The organism is Marinobacter sp., from assembly GCF_041690455.1.
In the GTDB taxonomy this organism is placed as follows: domain Bacteria; phylum Pseudomonadota; class Gammaproteobacteria; order Pseudomonadales; family Oleiphilaceae; genus Marinobacter.
This window is the reverse complement of sequence record NZ_JAWLHI010000066.1, coordinates 1-22159: the sequence shown is the minus strand read 5'-3', so window position 1 is coordinate 22159 and position 22159 is coordinate 1. Positions and strand designations below refer to the sequence as shown.

The following is a 22159-nucleotide window of genomic DNA, read 5'->3' as shown; positions in this document are numbered from 1 at the left end:
AAACCGCTCGAGGGCACAAAAAGGCTGGTTGAGCTGCTTGAGAAGTACCCCACAAATGCCGAGCTTCTGAAAAACATCCCCGGGACGCCCATCGATTGCGCATAACCCCCTCTTTTGGGTTGGTCCGAAGGATGAAGAAGCCTAACCAGGCAATGGAAGGAGTTCTAATGACTGATCATTTGGGTTCTTGTCTGTGCGGCACTGTGAGTTTTGAGGTAAAAGGTGATTTCGACAGTTTTTACCTGTGCCGTTGTCTGGCAAGCCCAAAAAAGAAGCTACGGCCGTCACACCTTGGCATTAACCGCACGGAGACAGCGTGAAGTATTTTGCCTACGGATCAAACATGTCACTCCCAAGATTGAAGGCGAGGGTCCCCAGTGCCGAGCGAATCGGTATGTTCGTGCTTGTTGAGCATTCTCTCCGGTTTCATAAATTCAGCAGAAAAGACGGTTCGGCAAAATGCGATGCGCTGTTCACCGGTAATCCCGATGACTACATAATTGGTGCACTGTTCGAAATACCGGCTTGCGAGAAAGGCCCGCTGGATAACGCTGAGGGGTTGGGCTTCGGCTATGAAGAAAAACGGGTTACGGTAACTGACGTTCAGGGATATTCCCTTGAAGCGTATACCTATTATGCAACTGACACCGATCCATCCTTGCGGCCTTACTCCTGGTATTTGTATCACGTCATCTACGGCGCGAGAGAAATTGGGGTTCCAGACGACTACCTCAATGCCGTGTTAGCCACAAAGAGCCGGGAAGATCCCGATAGAGAAAGGGATGCAAGGGAATGAGCAATATACCGTTAAAAAATCGGTTCGCCCGTTGCCTTGACCACATAGAACAGACAGTCACTCTTCGCGATAACCGGGTTGGTGGTAATCATGAAGGCTTTTAGGGCCTGGGCAGGGTAGATCTGCCCATCCTTGACCCGAAGAACCTGTTCCATATTCTCGGTCCGGTTGTGGCTGATCGCCGTAAGTATGCCAAGGCCTTTTTCTCCAATCCATCCCAGAGGCTCATCCGGGGAAACAATACCGAAATTGCGGTGTTCGATGTCTGGCGGAAACGTGAGGTCCGCCTGACCGCTCGGCTCAAGGCGGTATTCGATGGTCGCTTCAGGCGCCAGCTCCACCCGGATCGGATTTCGCAGTACGGCGACCTCCCACTCCGCTGTTTCCAGTGACAACACGTCGGGTCTCGACGTATACCGAACGAGTCCCTCATACGCCAGTTCATGGGCCTGATCATCCTCGGCCCCGCCACACTCGATGGTTACCGTGGGTACCTCCTGTTCTGAATATTCCATCAGCGCACCCAGGCGAAGATCCGTCATGATGAGGCGCTCGGTGAAAAGAGAGGTCAGCGCCTGATGGGCAGCGTCATTCGTGATGGTCACAGCGAAGGCCGGGCCTGTGCCCGAGGTGTTGTGCACGTCCAGCAGGCATTCAGGTTGCGCCTTGTGAAGCTCTGCCAGCATGGCTTGTGCGATGGCTCCTTCCTCTCCCTCGAATGGTTCCTTGAAACACCGGTTGAGGTCGCGTCCTTCGGGCAGCTGGCGAAATGAAAACGCTGGTGGAATTTTTGCGGGATAGACGCCTCCGAGCAGAAACAGCATGTTGACCTCGGGCGTGTGCTGCTCCATCAGCCACCGGTGAAGCGCAAACAGACCTGAAGGCTCATTGCCGTGAAGCAGCGTTGCCATGGCTCGGGTACGGGAGCGATCCCGGCCGGCAACACGCACAACCGTGGGCTTGTGCAGTCGGTCCAGCCACTCAAGGGGGGAGCGGCCCAGCGTTTGGGGTGACGGGTTATTGAGGTAATCAAGTACGTTCGAGTTGCTCACGGCGACAGTGTCCATTCATGGAGCGGCAGGTTTTTCTTCTGGTTGGCCATGTAAAGTGACAGCATAGTCCTGAATGCCTCATCGGGGCTCAGGGACCTGAATAAAGACTCGGTGATATGGCGCTGCCACCGGGCGCCGGACATGGCGGTTTCAATGCGGCCTTCGATGACTCCCAGCAAGCGGTGAATTTCCGCGTCGTCCACGGCTGTTTGTTGCAATGCCTCCCGGGCGCGGGGCAGCAGCTCACGGGCCACAGTTAGCAGGGGCGTATCCTGCAACTGAACCTGATCCTTGTGCGGCCAGATGATTTCTGCGCCGATGCCATCTTTGGCGGCGCGGTAGAAATTGTGTTCTGTGTAATGGAATGGGAGTATCGACGTCAGATGACGGATGTCATCGAGCACGGCCAACGCAGCCCCGATTATGAACAGTCCGTTCGCACACATATCGACGGCAGTCGGACCTGCAGGCATGGAGCGAATCTCAATGCGTAGATGACCACCGTCTGCATGATCATAGATGGCCCGGTTCCAGGGCCAGGTGGTGCCCTGGTGCAGGCGCAGCTCGGAAAGTTTCGGCACCTCTCCGCGATCAATCACCGCCATGGGATCTTCATCCGACATCAGAGGAATGATGGGCGGATACAGCGATGCGGAGGCCGCAAACAGTTCCCAGGCGCTGCGTACCCAGCCGTTGCCATAATAAACCCTTGGCGGGTGGCGCCAGGTTTTATAATTGGGAGAGCGACTGTCGATGGATTGCTTGAACAGGGCAATCCGGGTTTCGTCCCAGAGGTGGTGGCCAAACAGGCTGGGCGAATTGCTGGCCAGGGCCAGGGCAATCGGCGTGACCAGTTGGACCGCGTTGAAATAATCGGCGAAACGGTCGGCGGGTACACGCCAGTGCAGCTGGAACGAGGTGTTGGCCCCTTCCATGTAGACGTCGTCGGCCTCCAGATTGATGACATCGTTGCCACCAATATGGATGCTGAATGGCTCGCCCCGTTGTTTGATCAGCGCCCTGGATAGAGCGTGGTAGCGGGGTTCGTCTGTCATCACATGCGCGCCCATATCGGACTGGCGAAGTGTGGGCAGAATGCCGATCGGTACCAGCTCCCCATCCAGTGGTGCGGCGTGCTGGTTGATTCGCCGGATGGCCGCGAGCAGCTCCTGCTCTGTTTTGGCAAACGGATCTCCCCTGAAAGCCTGGGGGCTGAGGTTGTATTCGAGATTGAAGCGGTTGAGCTCAACGGTCAGTTGGGGGTCCTGAACGCTGGCGGCGATTTCTGTGTTGATGGGTTGAACGTGCAGATCACGGTTTACGATGTAGAATTCGACCTCGGCGCCAATGGAGCTCTCTCCCTCACCAAAGCCGGGCCGGTTCAGAAGACGAGTGAGTGCCGTAAGGTCGGTCCGGACCTTGGCTGCAAACCGTTCAAACTCTTCCGGCGCAAATTCTGTTGTTTTGATCGACAGTCCCACGGTAAGTCATCTCTAGCACTGACTTACTTTGATAGTAGTGGAAGATGCGCCCGGCACCAGCCTCTCGCACATGTTGTACTGCATGGCTCTGACTACGGCTGAGCTGGAATTCCTTTCTGCGGAAGTCAGGCGAGTATTGCGTCCCAACGGCCTTCACATTTATACCGTCCGGCACACCGGCGATCCCGACTATGGAACGGGAATCCACCGGGGTGAGGACCTGTATGAAGTCGGTAGCTTCATCGTTCATTTCTTCAATAAGGAAAAAGTTGAGCTTTTGGCGCTCTGGTCACCAAGTCCGCCCGGAGACCGACTGGGGTGGCTACGCACGTTACTTCTCTGACCCCGACCGCTATCTATGGGAAATTGCTCACAATCCACTGTTCTGGGTCGGGCCTTCTGAGGAGCCTGCATAACCAATCGCAGCAGTATGCGGGCCGAAAACGTTTAACAAGTAGCGGCAACGCTACTAGCGGAGTAACCGGTCCGGCTCGCCGCTGATCTCAAGTATGGCTTTCCGTGCGCGGTCCCGCAGCTGGACCGCCGATTTCCAGTCATCACCTTCGGGCTGGATCGGTTCACCCATGACCACGCTCACCGGCCCGGGCCTCGGATTCCAGCGGTCCGCGGGAAGCTTGCGCCGCGTACCTCTGATGACAAGAGGTATGACCTTTTCTTTCAGCACAGTTGCCGTCATGAATGCACCCATGTGGAAGGGTCGCAGGCCCGGTGCCGCATCGAAACTCCCCTCCGGGAAAAATACCAGCCGGCGGTTTTTGGTGTTCGCGGCAATCCGCCTTGAATCACTTACACTGCTCTGAGCGTCTGCGCGATCCACGGGTTCAATCCCCATGCGCGTCAGAAAACGCTTCAGGCCGCGAACTTTCATCAGCTCCGCCTTGGCAATGAAGCTCACCGGCACGGGAATCAGTGCGGCCAATACCAGAGAGTCGAGGTAGCTGGTGTGGTTGGAAACGATGATACAGCCCTTCGGAAGTTTCCTGAGTCTTTCGGCTGCCTCCACATTCAGCCGGGTTCCGGTGAACAGGGCCAACAACCTGGCACCCCGATGGACTATCTGCCAGCGCAGCGGAAGACCCGGAAGGACATTGACCAGAAGCCATACCGGTACCGAAATCACTCCCAGCACCGTCCAACTCCGGGCTGAATAGAGCCAGCGGGCAGCGCCTTTCAGGCTACGCTGTCCTTGCTGGCTCCAGGTGCCACCGATCAGCCTGGCCAGCTGCCGCCACACGGGCTCGCTTTTGCGCTCAAGTTCACCTCGCTCATATCGGAGCCGGCAGTCGTTGCGTCGCAGTTTACCGCTGGAGGTCTTTGGCACTGTGTGGGGACGAACCATGAGGACCTCATCCACCTCTATTCCCAGGGAATCCATAGCGATGCGGTGGATTTTATCTTTGATCTCGTCAAGTTTTTTCTGGTCCCTTTCACGGGTCTCGGCGACCACTATCAGCCTTTCCCCTTCGCTTTCTCCCATTCCCGATGCAAAAGCCACAACGCAGCCGGCCCGGACCAGGTCAAGCTCGCCCACGGCCTCCTCGATTTCACCTGGGTAGATATTGCGGCCAGCCCGGACGATCAGGTCCTTGTTGCGGCCGGTCAGGTAGAGTTCGCCATCGGCGATATAGCCCCTGTCTCCGGTATTCAGCCACTTGCCGTCAAACAGCGCTTCCGTCTTGTCTTCATTCCGGTAATACCCCCAGGTCGCCGAGGGGCCGGTGAACTGCAGGTTACCCTCCTGTCGTTCGCCCAGTTCGTTGCCGTCATCATCCACAATCCGGATGTTATGGTTTGGAATGGCCTTGCCGCAGGACACGAATCTGAGGGCGGATTTGTCACCGTTGGAAACCGGTTTTGCCTCCCCGTCTTTCTGGAATCTGTCACGGTCAATGTAGTCGATGACGGGCCCCCGGGGCTCCTCGGGAAAGGTCAGCGCCACGCAGTTCTCTGCCAGGCCGTAGACAGGTGTCATGGATTCGGCCCTGAACCCCCATTTGCTGAAGCGTTCGATAAAACGTGCCACCGTGTCCGGGCTGACCGCCTCGGCGCCGTTGAAGGCTACACGCCAGGAGCTCAGGTCCAGCCCTTCCATGTCTTCATCATGGATTCGTTTCAGGCAGAGCTCGTAACCAAAATTGGGAGACGGCGAGAGGGTGCCGCCAAACCTGTCAATGGCCCAGAGCCAGCACTGGGGTCTGGTGAGAAAAAGCAGTGGCGACATGATTACCAGATGCAAGCCATACCAGAGGCTGGACAGACAGGTGCCGATCAGGCCCATATCGTGGTACAGGGGTAGCCAGCTTACGAACACATCACCCTGATTCACCTGGATCACCTCGTTTCCGGCGCCTATATTGGCGAAAAGATTGGCGTGGCTTAGGCATACGCCTTTGGGGTTCCCTGTGCTGCCTGAGGTGTATTGCAGGAAGGCAATGTCGTCGCCTTTGACCCCCGTTACTGGCCGGTCCAAGGGGTTTGCCCAGATTTCATCCAGCGTCAATACATGCTCAAGGGACGGCACCATGCCTTTGACCACGGCGGCGAGCTTTTTGGCTTCTGGCACGGTGATCATGACCCGGGGCTGTGCATTGTTTAGAATCGCGGCCTGTCTTTTCAGATGCTCTTCGATCTCTGAGGCCCTTATGGGCGGATACAGGGGAACAGGTATGGCGTTGGCGTAGAGCGCGCCAAAAAAACCGTAGAAGTAGTCGTGACTGGTGGGGAGCATGAGGGCTATTGTGTTCCGCAGCTCGATGTCGTGCTGGAACAGGCCATTGGCGACTCTCAGGGCGCCTTTGTGAAGATCCCCGAAGGTCAGGGATCTCACATCATCGTAGCTCTTTATCCAGTGAAGGTAGGTGCGATGAGGGTGCTCCCGTGCATGCCAGCTCAGTGCTTCCTGCAGGGTTTCAAAATCGGGAACGGAGAAATGGTCACGGTTTTCATTCCCGGCGTCGAGAGCGGCTTCGGTCTCTTTACCTTCCACCCGGCTACTTTCGGATTTCTTCTCTGGTTTCTCGTCCTTGAGGCGCATGACCTCATCAAGAATGTCACGGGGTGTGTCCGCCTCGCTGAGGAGCTGTTCCGGCAGCTGAACCCCGAATTTCCGCTCCACCGTTACCAGCAATTCAGCTCGGGTCAGGCTGTCCAGGCCCAGATCGCTGTCGAGCCTGCTGTCCATGGTGACTTCGGGTTGCCGCCCCCGGTTTTTCGGGATCGCCTCGGCCATGGTTTCCGAGACAGCATCTGCCATGTCTTCTTCCGTGCTTCGTTGATTTCCCGGATGCGTCATGGTCCCTCCAGACACAAGGTTCACTGACGATTATAGTTAAGAATGGAGTATGCTCTAACAAGACCGCTTCATTCCTGGGATCGTGGCTGTCGCCCAGCCAGAGCGGGATATCGAGTTCCTGACAGAAAGATCGCGTACCTTGGGATTCTGACTTCAATCTCGGCTTTTATTGCCTTACTGCTTTTCCCTGTTGTCGGTATTGGCTACTTCTGGTGGTGGCTTCTTTTCAAGATCTGGTTCATTGCTATCGGTATCAAGCTGTTCAGCATGGGAAGAAATCAAGTACAGATTCGGAACAGATAATGGCTTGTATAAATCGAGGCAAGGAGCGCATGCTGATAGCCGTGGCGTTGCTGACTACTTTGGGCTGCGCCAAGTTATAGAGAAACGGCATGAGAGGAAGGGATGAGATGAAAACACTGACTATTCGGTGGCAGCGCCTGGTCGATGACCAGGGGAGAACCTGCGACCGCTGCGGCGCTACGGAAAGCGCTGTAGAGGGGGCTGTTCACAAGCTTCAGCGCGCCCTCAGGGAATTAGAGATGGACGTCGTTCTGGAAAAGCAGACCGTCGATCGTGTCACATTTGATAAAGATCCCCTGCAATCCAATCGTATCTGGATTGGCGCCAAGCCGCTCGAAGAGTGGTTGTCGGCAACGACTGGCCAGAGCCAATGCTGTTCTACCTGCGGTGACGCAGAGTGCCGGACGGTGATGGTCGGCGGAGAGACCTACGAAGCGATTCCCCCTCAACTGATCATGAAGGCTGGACTCATGGCGGGTGCACAGCTGCTCGACGCTGAACTCCCGGAAGGGTGTGGCCCTGCCGCATGCGCACCGAAAGATAGCGGTGGCTGTTGCCCCTCATCATAGGGGAGCACAAATGAAACTTTCCGTTCGATCGTGGTATTTCGGTGCGCTTTGTCTGTGTTTATCCGGTTTTGTAAACGCAGAAGCTGAACCGGTGTTTGATTTATGCGCGCCCTTCGTGGAGGAATCCGCGGTGGGTGAGCCAATAGCCCAGGGCGGGTGGCCAGTTCATGTCCGGCTGACAGAGGCCGGAGCCGCAAGCTTTGAAGCATTCACCGCAGCGAATGTCAGAAGAACAATCCGCATTGAGGTGAACGGTCGCCAGTTTACTCGGGCCACGATGTGGGTTCCTGTCGATAACGGTAGCTTACGGGGCCACTTTGGTTCCCGGGAAGAAGCTCGTGCGTGGCAGCGGATTCTGGAAGACGATTTGCCATCAGATCCCTGTGGTTCCAGGTGACAAATGCCGGCCTCTTTTGCATTCCCAAAGCTCCCGCTATTGTCAGCTGTAAGGCCTCTTCCGCTTTGGCGCGGCTATTTCCTGGCTCGACGTGACAACGCCTGCAAACCGATCGGTAAGGACTCCTATGTCGATAGAAACCCCCAATCTGCTGATCAGAGAGTTCGACAAGGCCGATACACCAGCGCTCAGCAGGATTCTTGGTGACCCGTCCGTTATGGAGTTCTCAAGCAAGGGCCCGATGACCGAAGCGGATACCGCCAGGTTCATCGAGTGGTGTCGAAGCTGTTATCAAGAGTTCGGCTATGGCCAGTGGGCGATAATCGTGAAGGAATCCGGAGAGCTCATCGGGTTCTGTGGACTAAGCCATGCCACGGTGGATGGCACGGAAGAAGTGGAGATTGCATACCGCCTTGCCCGGCATCAGTGGGGCAAGGGGCTCGCCTCTGAAGCGGTGAAGGCGGTAATGGATTACGGTTTTACCACCTGTAAACTCCCATCAGTTGTCGCAATTGTCTCGCCTCTTCATAAGGCATCGATCCGGGTGCTCGAAAAGTGCGGTTTCACCTCCTTTCATGAAACCGACTACAGTGGATGGAGAGTCCGTGTATACCGGATGACATAGGAGGCAACCATGGCAGAGGTCATTCTGGAGTCCACCATCACCTGTCCCGAGTGCGGTCATCAGAAAACGGAAGTGATGCCCACCAATGCCTGCCAGTATTTCTACGAGTGTGAGTCCTGCAAGGCGTTGTTGAAGCCGAAGCCGGGCGACTGCTGTGTGTTCTGCTCATTCGGCACCGTGGCGTGCCCGCCGGTTCAGCAAGGTCTCTTTGTGTGTGGAGGGGAACGCCATGGATTATGATTTTCTGGATGAAAGCGGGCAGATTCTTCGTGAGGCTGGCCGTCTCGGCAGGATTGACCCCAATGTAATTGAGTTTCTTGCCGCACCGGCGCGTGTGGTGACGTTTCGCATTCCAATGAAAATGGACGATGGCAGTTTTCGGGTGTTTGATGCCCATCGTGTCCGTTATAACGATGCCCTCGGGCCGAGCCGCGATGGGACGCGTATTTCCCCCGATCTCGACCTGGATGAGGTGAAATCGCTCGCGATGATCATGTCGATCAAGCACGCGGCTGGCCGAATTCCGGCCGGTGGCGGCAAGGGTGGCATCGTGGCCGACCCGCGTGAATTGAGTGATAGGGAGTTCCAGTCACTTTGCCGTGCCTATATTCGCTACCTGCGTCCGAGAGGGCAGGCTTACGATGTGCCCGGTGCGGACATCGGTACGGATCTGCAAACCATGAGCTGGATGCTGGACGAATACGAGTCAGTCACCGGCTACCATGAGCCAGCCGCAGTCAATGATAAACCACCTATCCTCGGCGGTTCGCTGGGGGGCTTTGAGGCGACCGGGAGTGGGGTTTTCGATGTGTTCAGGGAAGCCGCCGAGCAGGCCGACTTTGACATCGAAAATGCCCGTGTGGCTATCCAGGGATTCGGCCAGGTCGGGTCGGTGGCGGCGAGCATGTTTTACGAGGCCGGCTGTGATGTTGTGGCAGTTTGCGATAGCCGTGGCGGCGTTTATTCGAACGACAGCCTCGATATTCCGGCCCTGCTGGCGCACAAAAAGTCCACTGGAAAAGTCTCGGACTTTGCCGGCAGCGAACCGATAACCAGCGAAGCGACGCTGGAATGTGACTGCGACGTGTTAGTGCCTGCCTCGGTTCAGGGGGTGATTACCGCGGACAACGCGGACCGGATCCAGGCCCGAATGGTGGTGGAAGCCGCCAATGCGCCAACCACGTTAAAAGCCGATGCGATGCTGCTGGAAAGGGGCGTGATCATTGTGCCGGATGTGCTGGCTAATGCCGGTAGTGTACATCTGTGCCAGATGGAGCGCAGTCAGGGCCTCTCCGATAATTACTGGGATATCGATACCATCAACTGCCTGCGACAGGAACGGTTGGCAAAGGGCTATCGGGAAGCTGTGACCACGGCGGCCGAACACCAACTGAAATCGGTGCGGCTAGGCGCGTGGATTAATGGTCTCAAGCGGATCGAAGAGGCGATGCACCTGCGTGGCTGGTGCTAGCGGGGTATCGCCAGGTCCGATCCGCCGGTTGGCGAGCACTTTAGCTCCGGGTTTTCACGGCCAATCAACTCCAGCGCCACGGCGGCATTGCTCACCCGGTCGCGCATCATGTCTTTGTGGTAGCTGTCCGGGTTCCACGGTGAGTACATGGTTTCCTCCGATGGGCCGGGCTCGATCTTGAAGTAGCAGGGAGCCGCAATTCGGGCGATCTCTGCAGCCTCATAGAAACGCACGAAGCCACCCATGGACTGGACCAGGCAAAGGTATACGTCCATGGGTATCTGGATACTGCTGCGGATGGCCGATAGCATCGGCAGGCTCAGGTCGGCGAGTGGATTGAAGGTATCCGCTCCCAACTGCTGGGCAACATGGGCGCCTGCCGGGTTGGCCTGGCCGGCAAAGACCGAGAGCTTGAAGATGACGTCCTTCGGGATGACGCCCTTCTGGCGTAGCTGGTTGGCCAGCCACAACACGCCTTCGTCGGTGATCAGGAATCCACGGAATCCGGCATTCATGCACCGTTCGACGTCTTTCAGCCAGTGCCGGACGGCATCCATGCCACGCAGGCGCATGCCCGAGACAAGGCCCTCCGGGGTGGACATCTGGCGGCCGGCGTCCCAGCTTCGGCGTGGGCCGGGCGTCATCACTACTTCGATCTTCTGTTCCCGGGCCAGTTGGGCAAAATCCCGCAGTTCCGACTGGGTGAGATAGGTCGCGCCACCGACGGTCGCGATGATGCGATGTACCGGTACTTTTTGGCGCTCCGCCTCTTTGATCATCGCCTCCAGGGCGGAAACACGCTCGACTCCGGAGATTTCGATGCGGTAGTGGCCGCCATCGGGGAACCGGAGTCCCGACGATGGCAGTTGATTGTTGTCATGGGCCGGGAGACCGAGTTCTTCGAGCGCCTGTTCCAGGTTATCCATCACTGCCTCTTGTCCATAGTTGTTTGGGCTATCCTTCACTATTAGCACACCACACCGGAAAAGGTGGAAACGGAGGTTCCCATGGCACTGAGCAGCGCCGAACTCATCAACGATCCCATCGGTTGTTACCCGCAGGCGACTGTGGCCTGCTTCGATCCCACCCGTGGCGAACTGCCACGGCGGCAATTGGATGAGACCCGGACACAGACCTTTCTCGAACGCCTGGCCGCCGCCGGGGCTCCCGCTGCACTCATTGCCTCGTCCACCGGGCAGGGGCACCTGCGCACCGTGGATGAGTTGGCCGCCTGGTTTTGTTGCGCCGCGGAGGCGAGCACCCGCGACATGCTGCTCATGGGGCTGCTGAGGCCGGAAGACGGGATCAATGCCAATGAGCGGCTATTGGACCTGCTGGCCGACCTTCAGTATCCGGTGGTTTTCGTGCGCCCTGGAACCGACCTGACCGGGCAGACCAGCGACGAGCAGGTGACCGACAGCCTGGCGCCGATCATCGGAGCGGCCGCAGACCGGGGATTGGCCATCGGACTGTACTCGATCTCCGATGTCAGTGGCCTGCCGCTGAGTGCCGGCTCCGCAGCGCAACTGGTCGGTTGCGATGGCGGAGAACACATCGTTGCCGTGAAAGTGACCGAGACTGACTACGAGGCGAGCACCGCACGATTCCTGGCGCACCCGGCGCTGAGTCGCCTGAAGATTGTTCAGGGCTGGGATCCCCACCTGAGCCGTGCCCTGCGGGATGGTCCTCGTTTCGACGCTGAGGGTCGGCAACGGGCCGGGATCACATCGGGGCTGATGTCGTTGGCGGTTTTCCAATATTTGCATATCCTGGATGCGGCTGCCCGTGAGGACTGGGACGAGGTCGCGGCGGCTCAGCAGTCGACCGATGCCATCTTCCGTTCAATGCAGGACGACCCCAAACATTTTGCAGATCTTCAGCGTGCCAAGTTCATCATGGGCCTGGGGCACCCGTTAGCCGGGCAAATCAGCGACGACCAGGTCGAGCGGTTTTTTGAGGCGCTTGAGCATTTGCCCAGAAACGCGGATCGGCAGCGTATCGCACGCAGCCTGGATTTGATGGGGGACGGACCGTTTCATGATCGACTTCGTCTTTTGCAAGGCATCGAAGAAGCCTAGGTCCTTTCGGTTTGGGCTGAACCAGTCAGTAGCATTGTCCCCCGTATCCTTGGGCAATACGACCCAGCCCGATTTAATCCAGGGCAACCTTTAGCCCGATGCCTGTCAGCAGACAGCCAAAGATGTTGTTCTGGGCTCTGCGGTATCGGGCATTGCCGCTGGTAAGTGCCCAGAGTGCCCGCCCCAGAACCGCGTAGACAAAATCAAAGACCAGTCCTGTCAGCACCAGAATCAGTGCCAGGATGGCGAATTGTCCGGCAATGCCCGAGAGTTCCGGGTGGATGAACTGCGGAAGCAGTACAGAGCAGAAGATCAGGGATTTGGGGTTGAGCAGGTTGGTTGCCAGCCCTCTTCGGAAACCAGCCAGATACCCCGCTGATGGCAGAGTGCCTGCCGCTGACTGGGGTTGATCATGGAGCGAATGACCTGACCGGAAGAACTGCCAACCCAGGTACAGCAGATAAGCCGCGCCCAGTAATCGCACCGTGTGGTAGGTCCAGGGGTGAGTCGCAAACAGCGTCGCAAGCCCCACCGCCGCGAGCAGGACATGGCAGCCCCGGGCAATGGCAAGGCCCACGGCGACGGCCATGGCCTTTCTGGGGCCACTGCTCACGGAGGTGCCGAGTACCAGGATCATGTCTGGTCCTGGCGCAAGGTAAATCGCAATGAGCGCAGTCAGGAACAGTAGAAGGTCAGCCATGGGCCGTGTCTCTTGCCAGTATTGAAGTCTTGAGTATACCGTCCGTTGCTTAGCGAATGGTTGCTTTATCAGCCACAAAAGAATAGAAGATTGGTGTTATTCGCTAAATTTTTCCTAAATGAGGCTTTTCATGCCAAATCATAAGTTAGACCGATTTGATCGGAAGCTTCTGGAGGCACTGCAGACGGATGGCCGCGTGCCAAACACGGATCTGGCCGAGGGAATCGGCCTGTCCCCGTCGCCTTGCTCGCGGAGGGTGCGGCTGCTTGAAGAATCCGGGGTGATCAAGGGCTACAGCGCAATCCTGGATCAGGAAAAAGTGGGTTTGGGGCTTACCGTGTTCGTCGACATCAAAGTGGAGCGCCATCAGGAAAAAGAAGCCGAGGCTTTTTGCGAGGCAGTGAGCGTTCTGCCGGAAGTGGTGATGGCCCACCTGGTGTCCGGGGAGTCGGATTTCCTGTTGCAGGTTATGGTGCCCGATCTTCGTGCCTACAAGGAATTTTTGACCAATACACTGCTCAAGTTACCTGGAGTCCGGGACATTCGAAGCAACTTTGCGATCCAGACCGTCAAACCTCAGTCGCCGCTTCCTTTGATTCATCTGCCGGGGTGAGAAAACAAGAGGGGCTGTTTCTTTGGGGCCCCGGCGATCAGCTCCTATTCTTCCCGGTAGACGATGACGCCAGGGAAAAGGTCAATAAAAATCTGGATTCAAATTCATCATGAATGCTCTCGAACTCAAGGTCCCACCCCTGCTGATGACGGTTCTCTTCGGAGGCGCCATGTGGGCGCTTTCTCGCCTTCTGCCGGCCGGTTATCTAGCCATCCCCGGCAAACTCTGGCTGTCGGCTGCCGTTCTGGCTGTTGGGGGATGCATCGCTCTGCTAGGGGTTCTGGAATTCAGGTCTGCGGGAACGACTGTGGACCCGCGCATGCCGCATCAGTCCGAAAGTCTGGTAACAAAGGGGATATACCGTTACACCCGAAACCCGATGTACCTGGGTTTCTTGCTGATGCTTGTCGCCTGGGGGCTTTTCCTGGGCAGTGTTTTTGCCGCCCTGCTGTTGCCGCTATTCATTATCTACATGAACCGCTTCCAGATCCTGCCGGAGGAACGGCACATGCGGGCGTTGTTCGGGGAGGCCTACCTGCACTATATGTCTCAGGTCCGTCGGTGGCTTTAAGGTAGAGAAACTATGTGAAGTCGCGAGGAATCTTCAGGTCCCATTCGCGGGAAAAAATTCGTTTCTCACCTTCCCATGCATCCAGTTCCGCCCATACGTAAAAATTCTCTGTATCTGCCGTCAGTATGGTGTGTGTGCGCGTGTGAACGGACCAGTAACCCCGTTCAAAATGGCGTTCGGTTTTGGTCTCCCCCTTTGGCGAGGTGAAGTCGTCGTCCCGGTAGGTGTACCAGTTGCGCGTACAATCTGCGATTGTCATATCAATTTCGTCAATCCGGAACTCTCCAAGGTCCTGAATAACTTCCAGTATCGACAAATCCTCGGCCAGGTCCCGGTGCACCAGCCAATTGTGATGCGAGGGTTGAAGTCGTGTGATACCGATTGGCGGGGTGCCCTCCGGCGGCTCAAAACCTATGGCGGTATCTGTGTCGCTTATAGGTCGCACCGGTAGCTCCAGAAGGGAATTGCCGGAGCGAACAGTGAGTCGCACTGCTTCCGGCGGCGGCCATGCCAGCGCCCAATAGGAGGTGGAGATACTAAGGCGAAGCCGATGCCCCCGGGGGAATACCTGGGCGACATGATTCATTGGTATCCGAACCTGGAAGAATTCGCCGGGCACGAGTGCTTCTGGTCGGTCACTCCCCTGGCGGTGATTGAGATTCATGAGGCCGTAGGTCACCCGTGTAATCTTGTCATCCGGGGCTGCGTCAGACAGCCTTACGGCTACCATGGCTACCGGCTGGTTGCTGGCCACCTGTAGCTCCACTACCGGCGCGCCCAGAATTTCCAGGTCCTCTGTGAGAGGAGCACTCTCAAAAACCAGCGCGCCACCATCTTCCTCGCGCTGATCGTGAGGCAGGTCTGGAGCTGCGGTGTAAGAACACCATTTGCCGGCAAACAGGCCCACACTGAGTGGCGACTGGATGGGCATGTCCACCTTCTCGCCTTTCTTACTCTGTCCGTTTTCCTCCATTAGCTGCCAGGGAGCGAGTCTGAACTGGCGCGTGGTGATGCGTGACGAGGGCCAGGCCTCTTCGGCTACCCAGCGGCCGGGCCGCTCACTATAGGATGTGGTAGGCGGTACGCTGTCCTGCATCCAGGCGCGGAGCATGGGTTCGGCCATGATCCCGGTCTCATGGCCTTTCAGCCAATTGTCCCACCAGCGTAACGTTTCCTGCAGGAAGCCGATCGCTGGGCCCGGAATGCCTTGGTGCGGATACTTGTGCCCCCAAGGCCCGATCAGCCCCTGGCGCGGAACGTCAAGGTGCTCAAGCAACCGGAAAATGGCGTTGGTATACCCGTCCGCCCAGCCGCCGACGGCCATAACCGGACACTGAATGGCAGCATAATCCTCACAGACAGATCCATGATGCCAGTATGGATCGCGGCGCTGGTGTCGCAACCACGTATCCAGCCAAAGGCCGCTGCCCTCCAGTCGTTCCAGCCACATGTCGCGCCACCGCTCGCCCACAATTGCTGGATCAGGCGGGCAGCTGTTCACTGAAAACATTGTTGTCGATTCGGAAAGGTTGTCGGTCAGCAAGCAACCGCCCATGTAGTGCATATTGTCCGTGTACAGGTCATCGGTAGAGCAGGCCGTGACGATGGCTTTCAAGGCTTCTGGTCGCCGCGCCGCGATCTGTAGTGCGTTAAAGCCGCCCCAGGAGATGCCCATCATGCCGACATTGCCGTCGCACCAGGGTTGTTCTGCAATCCAGCGTATCGCCTGTAATCCGTCATCCAGCTCTTGTTCTCGGTACTGGTCAATCATAACGCCATCCGAGTCGCCACTACCCCGCAAATCCACCCGCACACAGGCGTAACCGTGCCCGGCCAGGTAGGGGTGGGTAATGGCGTCCCGGGCGCGTGTCAGGTCCCGTTTACGATAGGGGATATATTCCACGATGGCCGGTACCGGTTGTTGCCGGGCCGAAACCGGCCGCCATAGGCGTGCTGCCAACCGACTGCCATCTGCCAGAGGAATCCAGACATTTTCAACCGTTTCGATTCTGTGGGGCAGGGAATCAGGATGCACTGTTTTAAGGCTCATGCTGACGCCTCCTCATCCACCGGTTCAAACTCAAAGGGTAGCAATTCCACGGCCCGGTGATAGTTTTCCAGCATCTCGTGGGTAGTTTGTGCGGCGACATGCACCTCTGCCAACACGTAGCTATAGGCATCCTGATCGATTAGCGATGACAGTCGCTCGCCTTTTTTCAGCTTAAGGATGACATCCGTATCAGGCTGTTCATTGAGTAACCGGGACAGATCCTTTTTTGTCGGCACCCGGGTTGCTACCGCATCGTTCTGCGTATAATGCCGCAGCAAAAACTTGGCGGCATGTTTATACGGCCCTTTACCTTCAACAAAGTGTGCTTCATCACCGACCGCCACATGCACGGCAATCTCGTGATTTGAGATGCCGTCAACTTTTTCGAACTGGTAAGAGTGGGACTGGGAGATGCGGGGATTGATCTCAATGATCTGAAGTTTGTCGGAGTCTTTGTCCCAGAAAAACTCCATATTGAAGCAGCCATTGTCGAACCCGATATGTTGCAGTACGCGCCCGGCGACATCGATGGCACGCTGCTGTATTTGCTTTGGGGCTTTTGAGGGATATTCGTAGCGCAGGAAACTTTTGTGATTGTGATCACGCACCATATCGATCATACCGTGAACACGGTATTGGCCATGCTGAATACTTCCCTCCGGTGCAATCTCCAGGCCGTGGAGCAGCTCCTCGGCGATCAGATAATTGCCATTGATTCCGGCGATTGCTTCGGGCAGCTGGGCTTTTGCAAGAATTGTGTTGAACGGGTCGCCCAGCCGGTGAATGCGCTCACGCACGATGCCTATGGCCCGGTGAAAATCCCCTGCATCATTGATGCGAAAGCCCAGCAGTGAGCCATAGCCTTTGACCGGTTTGATCCAGAAGGGATAGTCCAGTGTCACCTTGCTGAGGGCGTCATCGTCAAAGGGGTCGAAAGCGCAGAAGTCGGGCGTGTTTTCGGGAGCAGCCTGGCGTTGTTCGGTACGGCTCCAGTATTTGTGTGAACACTTGAGAATGGCCTCAAGAGAAGGGCATGGCAGATTAAATTCCTGACAAAGGATTGCCGTTATGGACGTGGCTGGGAAGTCCCAGTGGCAGACCATCCCGTCGATGGAACCATCGAAATTCCTAAGGATGCCACGCGCCTTGTCCAGCATTTCTTCAATGTCGTATTTCTGTTGGTAAACGATTTCTTCGGATCTGAGTAGCGGGAGAAAATTAAAGCTGCAGGCATCCGGAATTTGTAGCAGGTCTGCTCCATGACGTTCATCGAAGCCGACGACGAAAATATTTTTTATATGGTCGTTTCTGTTCATAAGCTCGGCTCAGTCATTTTCAATCACCCTCTACGTGCTTGCGAGTGTCCTTGCGGCATTTTGATCACGGGTTATCCAGCCTGAATTTCGCATCGAGCTCGTCAACAAGTCCGCCTTGTCTAAATATAGATCAAGATTCGTTCTGGCCTCATTTGGCTTCCCGCAACCGACGGGGACTGGCACTGGTAGTCACACGGAACAGTTTTTCGTAGAAGCTCTTTGTCGGGAGAGAAAAGTTATCAGAACGAAGTGAAGCGGGTAGGCAATTCCAATTACAACAGATAAAGTCAGGCGTTTTGTTCGGCTGGATTGTTGAGAATGAAGAGCTGGGTTTTCCTGGGTATTGCAATCGTCGCCGAGGTGCTCGCAACCTCGGCGCTGAAGGCCAGTGACGGTTTTACCAAACTGGAACCTAGCGTTCTGGTTGTCGGTGGCTACGCTATCGCGTTCTACTTTCTGTCGCTCACGCTCAAGGCAATTCCGGTTGGTATTGCCTATGCTGTATGGGCCGGTCTGGGCATTCTGCTGGTGGCGCTGATTGGCTGGCTGGTGTTTGGCCAGCGGCTGGATCTGCCGGCGGTAATCGGGATGACGCTGATTGTTTCAGGTGTGCTCATCATCAGTCTGCTGTCAAAATCCAGTGCCCACTAATGCAATCGAACCGAAGGGCCCGGTTGATGAGGTTCAAGTAGCTCCGTGAAAGAGGATGATCTGGATACCTTGCTGGAAACTATTCCGGATGTGCGGGATGGTCTGACCCGCACCGAGCGGATCATCCTGTATGTGTTGAATGAAACCCAGCGGGAACTGAACGGCCGCAACGTGCCCACAGTGATGCTCTATGGTCGGGTGCTGGAGTATGTGAACATCAGTGAGCAGGAGCTCCACGTTTATCTGGACCGGCTGGGTGTCAAAGGAGACGGGTAACGTTGGTTTACTACATCACGAAAGTGGCTGTGACTGCCGTCCTGGTGGTCCTCATTTCTGAAATCGCCAAGCGCAGCTCCGTGATCGGAGCCATTCTGGCTTCGGTTCCGCTGACTTCCGTGCTCGCCATGATCTGGCTGTATGTGGATACGGGGGATATTCAGAAGATCAGTGACCTGGCGTCCAGCATTTTCTGGCTGGTACTGCCTTCCCTGGCGCTGTTCATTGCTCTGCCCCTGTTGCTCGGCAAGGGGATGAATTTCTATCTCAGCCTGATTGTTTCAATTGGCATCACCGCATTGTGTTATCTGGTGATGGTGCTCGTGTTGAAACACTTCGGGATCAGTCTTTAGCCCGGATTCAGCGGGTCGAATCGGTAGTAGTCCCTCAGCGCCTGGAACACCTTCGGCTGCTCATGCCGCAAGTGTGCCGGCTGCTGGAAGAACGCTTCGGTCAGTACCGCGAAGAATTCCGCCGGCTCGGTGGCGCCATAAGGATCGAGCCAGGGCTTGTGGTGGTGCTCGATGGTGTTTTGCAGGTGTTCGTAGGCCTCTGTCATGGTCTGCTGCCAATGGCTGGCCTGCTCGCCGCTGAGCGGAGGCGCGCCATCGGCGGAGCCATCCAGGTAATCCAGCTGGTGGGCGAACTCGTGGAGGATCACGTTATGCGGGCTGTGGGAATCGTTGGCGGCATGCTTGCATTCGCTCCAGGCCAGCACCACCTGCCCGTGGCTTGAGGCCTCGCCCGCCCGCACTTCCTCGCCTTCGTGAACGATCATGCCGTGTTCCCAGGCATGCTGTACGCGGTAGACATCCGGGTACACCAGGATGCTGCGGATATCATCATAGTGGGAGAAGGAGCGGCCGAGCAGCAGGAGGCAGGCGTGGCCGGCAATGGTCAGTCGAACGCGTTCGTCCACATCAAAGCCGTCGCAGCCGTAAAAGTTTTTCTCCGACAGGAAAAGCTGAACCAAGCGTTCCAGGATCTCCTTTTGCGCTCCTGGCAACCGGCGGTAGAAGGGTACCTGCTGCTCAAGTACCGCTCGCCACTTCTCGGGAAAGGGCTGGCTGAGCTCCCGTTTGCGGCGCCAGCTTCGGTAGAAAAACAGGTAAAACACCGAGGCTGAAATCAGGATGACCGCAAAAACGGCAAATACCAGGGGTGATGACATACAACTCCTGCCGGATGGGCGTCGAATTACTACCGATCATACCTGAAAGTTCCGTTACCCACCGAACAGGTGAGGTCGATTCGGCCAGCTGGTCGGGAACTCCGGGGCGGAGACCGCCCCGGAGTTGTCGGTCAGGCCCGCTGAAGAGTCACCGGCACCGGCCGGCAGACGGTATTGCAGACCGGGGAGTGGTCCCTGGCAAAGCTGAGCAGGTCATCCAGTTCCTCATCGCTGCAATCGGCCTCGATGTCCATCACGATGCGGATGCTTTCATAGCCGATGGTGGCTTCGTCGTTCAGCGCCAGCAGCCCTTCCAGGTTGATATTGCCGGACAATTTGGTGGCCAGCTTGTGAATCGTGATGCCCCGGGCGGCGGCATGCAGGACCGTGGTGGTGGTGACACACCCGGCCAGCGCGTGCAGCAGGAATTCCACCGGGTTGGCGCCCTCGTTGTGGCCGAGCAGGACGGGCGGCTCGCCGTTGGTGAAGACATAGTCTTCGGTCCGGGATGTGTCCTCGGCGCCGGCGCCATAGAAGCCGCGGATGGTGGAGCGGTTTTCGCCGCCATTCACCCACTGGTTGCGGGCCCGGAATTCGAACTGCGCGAGAGCGGGATCGTTCTTCAGGGCTTCAACAGTCTGGCCCATCTGTACCAGATCAAGGCCGTTGCGGGTTTGGATGTGTACCTGGGTATTCATGTTCATTCACCTTGCTTCATTGTTGTTGAGATCCCGGGGGAGTCCGGGAGGCGCTTTATCCGGCGCCTGGGTATAAAGTAAGGGTTTGGGGGCTGCGGGATCAGATGGACTTCTGACAAAAAGAGGGCATTCATGCCACGAAATGTCGGGAGGGCCTGAAAATGGGGCCGAAACAGACGAAAGTCCTGATTCTGGCGCTACCGGAAACCGCCGGGTCAGCGCTTTACGGAATGGTGGATGTGTTGATGGCCACCGGAAATATCTGGCAGACCCTTGTAGGGGACGCCGTTCCTTATCAACCCTTCGATGTCCGGATTGTGTCCATACAATCCGCGTCCTTTCGTTGCGGCCACGGCATTCCGGTGGAACCCGCGTGCACCATCGACGATGAGCCTGCCGGTGAGCTTTTGATCCTGCCGGAAATCTGGCTCGGACCGGCGGAAGATCTCAGTGGCCGGTACGACGCCCTGATGGCCTGGATCAAACGCCGTTACCGATCCGGCATGACCATCTATTCGGCCTGCTCCGGCTCGGTGCTGCTGGCAGAAAGCGGCTTGCTGGATCACTGCGAGGCAACCTCCCACTGGGGCTACCAGGAGCTGTTCCAAACCCGCTATCCGAAGGTGCATTTCCGCCCGGAGAGCAACCTGGTGTACGCCCATCCTGGTGGCCGGCTGGTGACCGCCGGAGGAACAACCTCCTGGCATGACCTGGCGCTTCATATCATTGCCCGATATGTCGGAATTGGCGAGGCGCTCCGTATTGCCAAGGTGTATCTGCTCAAGTGGCATGGAGAAGGCCAGCTGCCGTTCACGGGGCTGGTTCGCCGAACCCATCACGCAGACTCTGCTGTTCGCAAATGCGAGGAGTGGCTGAAGGAGCATTTCCGGGAGCCGGGTGCCATTCCCCGGCTGGTTGAGGCCTCGGCGCTTCCGGAGCGAACGCTGAAGCGCCGGTTCAAGGAGGCCACTGGTAACTCTCTGATGGGTTACCTGCAGAATGTGCGTATCGAGGAGGCAAAAAGGGCCCTTGAGCAAGGCAAGCTCTCCGTGGAAGAGGTGAGCCTGGAGGTAGGCTATGAGGACGTTTCCTTCTTCCGCAGGCTGTTCAAACGTCTCACCGGGCTCACCCCCGGGGAATACCGGCGCCTGTTCCGGCCGCTTCTGGAGGAATCGGTGCTTTCTGAATGACAGGTTGGCTTTAAGGCGGTCGGCGCTTATGCTCATCACACATATTTATCTTCCGGGAGTCGTTTTATGAGTCTGGCTGTTGCTTTGCACGTGCTTTCCGCCGTTATCTGGGTCGGCGGCATGTTTTTCGCCTACATGGCCATGCGGCCGGCGGTGGTCGAGGTAATTGAGGCGTCCCAGCGCGGTGTACTCTGGTGCCATACCCTGTCCCGATTCTTCAAGTGGGTATGGGCGGCTGTGATCCTGCTGCTGGTGACCGGTTACTGGATGATCTTCAGCGTGTTCGGTGGCATGGCCGGTGCCGGCTGGCATATCCATGCCATGCAGGGGCTGGGGATTGTGATGATGCTGTTGTACTTTCACGTGTATTTCGCGCCTTTCCGGCGGCTCAAGCAGGCTGTCGCCAACAAGGATCCCCAGGAAGGCGGACGCCAGGTTGGTCAGATCCGCAAGCTGGTGGGTACCAACCTGATCCTGGGCTTGATCGTGGTGGCGATCGGTGCCGGTGGCCGGTATCTCTGAGTCAGGCTGCTGTTGATCGGAGATCCGGATTCATGTCACCCATACGCAAAAAGGCGATTGCCGGTCTGAAGGCCGGCGACTCCTTTACCATCACCCGTACTTTTATCGAAGAAGAAACCCTGGCATTTGGTGAAGTCAGCCGGGACCACAACCCGGTGCACTACGATGATCGCTTTGCCGGGGAAAAGAACCTGCAGGGCCGCATCTGCCACGGCTTGCTGGTGGGCGGAATGATTACCGAGGTGGGCGGTCAGATTGGCTGGCTCGCCTCCGGGATGAATTTCCGGTTCCGGCAGCCGGTGTACTTCGGGGATAC

24 protein-coding genes are annotated in these 22159 nt (G+C 57.1%); 15 read left to right on the top strand and 9 right to left on the bottom strand.

The genetic code is table 11. The annotated features are described in order from the left end of the window. Window positions 1–316: 316 nt before the first annotated feature. A complete protein-coding gene (locus ACESMW_RS14990) occupies window positions 317–796 on the top strand; it encodes a gamma-glutamylcyclotransferase family protein (protein WP_372987826.1) in 480 nt (159 codons plus the stop codon). An 11-nt stretch (window positions 797–807) separates the two neighbouring features. Here the strand turns inward: ACESMW_RS14990 and ACESMW_RS14985 are convergent, their stop codons facing one another. The 3 genes from ACESMW_RS14985 to ACESMW_RS14975 form a co-directional block, all read right to left on the bottom strand. Beyond that, window positions 808–1848, bottom strand: a complete 1041-nt coding sequence (locus tag ACESMW_RS14985) for a succinylglutamate desuccinylase (protein ID WP_372987825.1) — start codon at window positions 1846–1848, stop codon at window positions 808–810. After that, window positions 1845–3329, bottom strand: coding sequence for a hypothetical protein (locus ACESMW_RS14980; protein WP_372987824.1), 1485 nt, complete (start codon window positions 3327–3329; stop codon window positions 1845–1847). The genes ACESMW_RS14985 and ACESMW_RS14980 overlap by 4 nt, the downstream gene beginning before the upstream one ends. Window positions 3330–3798: 469 nt before the next feature. Continuing rightward, complete coding sequence (locus ACESMW_RS14975) at window positions 3799–6603, bottom strand: AMP-binding protein (protein WP_372987823.1); 2805 nt, start codon at window positions 6601–6603, stop codon at window positions 3799–3801. A 449-nt stretch (window positions 6604–7052) separates the two neighbouring features. Between ACESMW_RS14975 and ACESMW_RS14970 the strand changes: the two genes are divergently transcribed. The 5 genes from ACESMW_RS14970 to ACESMW_RS14950 all read left to right on the top strand — a co-directional run bounded on the left by ACESMW_RS14970 (window position 7053) and on the right by ACESMW_RS14950 (window position 10007). Continuing rightward, a complete protein-coding gene (locus ACESMW_RS14970) occupies window positions 7053–7514 on the top strand; it encodes a DUF2703 domain-containing protein (RefSeq protein ID WP_372987822.1) in 462 nt (153 codons plus the stop codon). 10 nt (window positions 7515–7524) lie between these two features. After that, window positions 7525–7911, top strand: coding sequence for a hypothetical protein (locus tag ACESMW_RS14965; RefSeq protein WP_372987821.1), 387 nt, complete (start codon window positions 7525–7527; stop codon window positions 7909–7911). 127 nt (window positions 7912–8038) lie between these two features. Next, window positions 8039–8536: a GNAT family N-acetyltransferase gene (locus ACESMW_RS14960; protein ID WP_372987820.1), complete on the top strand. Its 498-nt coding sequence runs from the start codon at window positions 8039–8041 to the stop codon at window positions 8534–8536. Between the two features lie 9 nt (window positions 8537–8545). Then, the gene (locus ACESMW_RS14955) at window positions 8546–8776 is read left to right on the top strand and encodes a GDCCVxC domain-containing (seleno)protein (RefSeq protein WP_372987819.1); all 231 of its coding nucleotides are present in this window, start codon (window positions 8546–8548) and stop codon (window positions 8774–8776) included. Continuing rightward, on the top strand, window positions 8766–10007 hold the full coding sequence (locus tag ACESMW_RS14950; protein WP_372987818.1) for a Glu/Leu/Phe/Val family dehydrogenase: 1242 nt from the start codon (window positions 8766–8768) through the stop codon (window positions 10005–10007). The genes ACESMW_RS14955 and ACESMW_RS14950 overlap by 11 nt, the downstream gene beginning before the upstream one ends. Here the strand turns inward: ACESMW_RS14950 and ACESMW_RS14945 are convergent. Further along, entirely contained in the window at window positions 10004–10933 is a 930-nt protein-coding gene (locus ACESMW_RS14945; RefSeq protein WP_372987817.1) for a hypothetical protein, read from the bottom strand. The genes ACESMW_RS14950 and ACESMW_RS14945 overlap by 4 nt on opposite strands. Before the next feature lie 81 nt (window positions 10934–11014). On the opposite strand from ACESMW_RS14945, the gene ACESMW_RS14940 reads away from it, so the two are divergent. Further along, entirely contained in the window at window positions 11015–12085 is a 1071-nt protein-coding gene (locus ACESMW_RS14940; protein ID WP_372987816.1) for a hypothetical protein, read from the top strand. Window positions 12086–12158: 73 nt separating this feature from the next. Here the strand turns inward: ACESMW_RS14940 and ACESMW_RS14935 are convergent, their stop codons facing one another. Then, complete coding sequence (locus tag ACESMW_RS14935; RefSeq protein WP_372987815.1) at window positions 12159–12785, bottom strand: LysE family translocator; 627 nt, start codon at window positions 12783–12785, stop codon at window positions 12159–12161. Window positions 12786–12915: 130 nt separating this feature from the next. Here ACESMW_RS14935 and ACESMW_RS14930 point away from each other — a divergent pair, with 130 nt between their 5' ends. Together ACESMW_RS14930 and ACESMW_RS14925 are read left to right on the top strand one after the other, a co-directional pair. Then, window positions 12916–13398, top strand: coding sequence for an Lrp/AsnC family transcriptional regulator (locus tag ACESMW_RS14930; protein WP_372987814.1), 483 nt, complete (start codon window positions 12916–12918; stop codon window positions 13396–13398). Between the two features lie 109 nt (window positions 13399–13507). Continuing rightward, window positions 13508–13969, top strand: coding sequence for a methyltransferase family protein (locus tag ACESMW_RS14925; protein ID WP_372987813.1), 462 nt, complete (start codon window positions 13508–13510; stop codon window positions 13967–13969). A 10-nt stretch (window positions 13970–13979) separates the two neighbouring features. Here ACESMW_RS14925 and ACESMW_RS14920 read toward each other — a convergent pair whose 3' ends face one another. Both ACESMW_RS14920 and ACESMW_RS14915 read right to left on the bottom strand, forming a co-directional pair. Further along, window positions 13980–16019, bottom strand: coding sequence for a CocE/NonD family hydrolase (locus ACESMW_RS14920; RefSeq protein WP_372987812.1), 2040 nt, complete (start codon window positions 16017–16019; stop codon window positions 13980–13982). Next, on the bottom strand, window positions 16016–17335 hold the full coding sequence (locus tag ACESMW_RS14915; protein WP_372987811.1) for an acetyl-CoA carboxylase biotin carboxylase subunit family protein: 1320 nt from the start codon (window positions 17333–17335) through the stop codon (window positions 16016–16018). Before ACESMW_RS14915 ends, ACESMW_RS14920 begins: the two co-directional genes overlap by 4 nt. 318 nt (window positions 17336–17653) lie before the next feature. On the opposite strand from ACESMW_RS14915, the gene ACESMW_RS14910 reads away from it, so the two are divergent. From ACESMW_RS14910 to ACESMW_RS14900, 3 genes are read left to right on the top strand one after another with little or no spacing between them, the layout of a single operon-like run. Next, window positions 17654–17986 (top strand): SMR family transporter, encoded by a 333-nt coding sequence (locus tag ACESMW_RS14910; protein WP_372987810.1) that lies wholly within the window; start codon window positions 17654–17656, stop codon window positions 17984–17986. 45 nt (window positions 17987–18031) lie between these two features. Then, on the top strand, window positions 18032–18262 hold the full coding sequence (locus ACESMW_RS14905) for a hypothetical protein (RefSeq protein ID WP_372987809.1): 231 nt from the start codon (window positions 18032–18034) through the stop codon (window positions 18260–18262). Between the two features lie 2 nt (window positions 18263–18264). After that, window positions 18265–18615 carry a DUF3147 family protein gene (locus tag ACESMW_RS14900; protein ID WP_372987808.1) on the top strand — a complete coding sequence of 117 codons (351 nt, stop codon included), beginning with the start codon at window positions 18265–18267 and terminating at the stop codon, window positions 18613–18615. Here ACESMW_RS14900 and ACESMW_RS14895 read toward each other — a convergent pair. Both ACESMW_RS14895 and ACESMW_RS14890 read right to left on the bottom strand, forming a co-directional pair. Next, window positions 18612–19433: a zinc-dependent peptidase gene (locus ACESMW_RS14895; protein ID WP_372987807.1), complete on the bottom strand. Its 822-nt coding sequence runs from the start codon at window positions 19431–19433 to the stop codon at window positions 18612–18614. The genes ACESMW_RS14900 and ACESMW_RS14895 overlap by 4 nt on opposite strands. 131 nt (window positions 19434–19564) lie before the next feature. Continuing rightward, on the bottom strand, window positions 19565–20131 hold the full coding sequence (locus ACESMW_RS14890) for an OsmC family protein (RefSeq protein ID WP_372987806.1): 567 nt from the start codon (window positions 20129–20131) through the stop codon (window positions 19565–19567). A 161-nt stretch (window positions 20132–20292) separates the two neighbouring features. On the opposite strand from ACESMW_RS14890, the gene ACESMW_RS14885 reads away from it, so the two are divergent. The 3 genes from ACESMW_RS14885 to ACESMW_RS14875 form a co-directional block, all read left to right on the top strand. Continuing rightward, window positions 20293–21321, top strand: coding sequence for a GlxA family transcriptional regulator (locus ACESMW_RS14885; protein ID WP_372987805.1), 1029 nt, complete (start codon window positions 20293–20295; stop codon window positions 21319–21321). Window positions 21322–21387: 66 nt separating this feature from the next. After that, window positions 21388–21843, top strand: a complete 456-nt coding sequence (locus ACESMW_RS14880) for a CopD family protein (protein WP_372987804.1) — start codon at window positions 21388–21390, stop codon at window positions 21841–21843. A 32-nt stretch (window positions 21844–21875) separates the two neighbouring features. Then, on the top strand, window positions 21876–22159 hold a 284-nt coding region (locus ACESMW_RS14875), incomplete at its 3' end, for a MaoC/PaaZ C-terminal domain-containing protein (protein WP_372987803.1).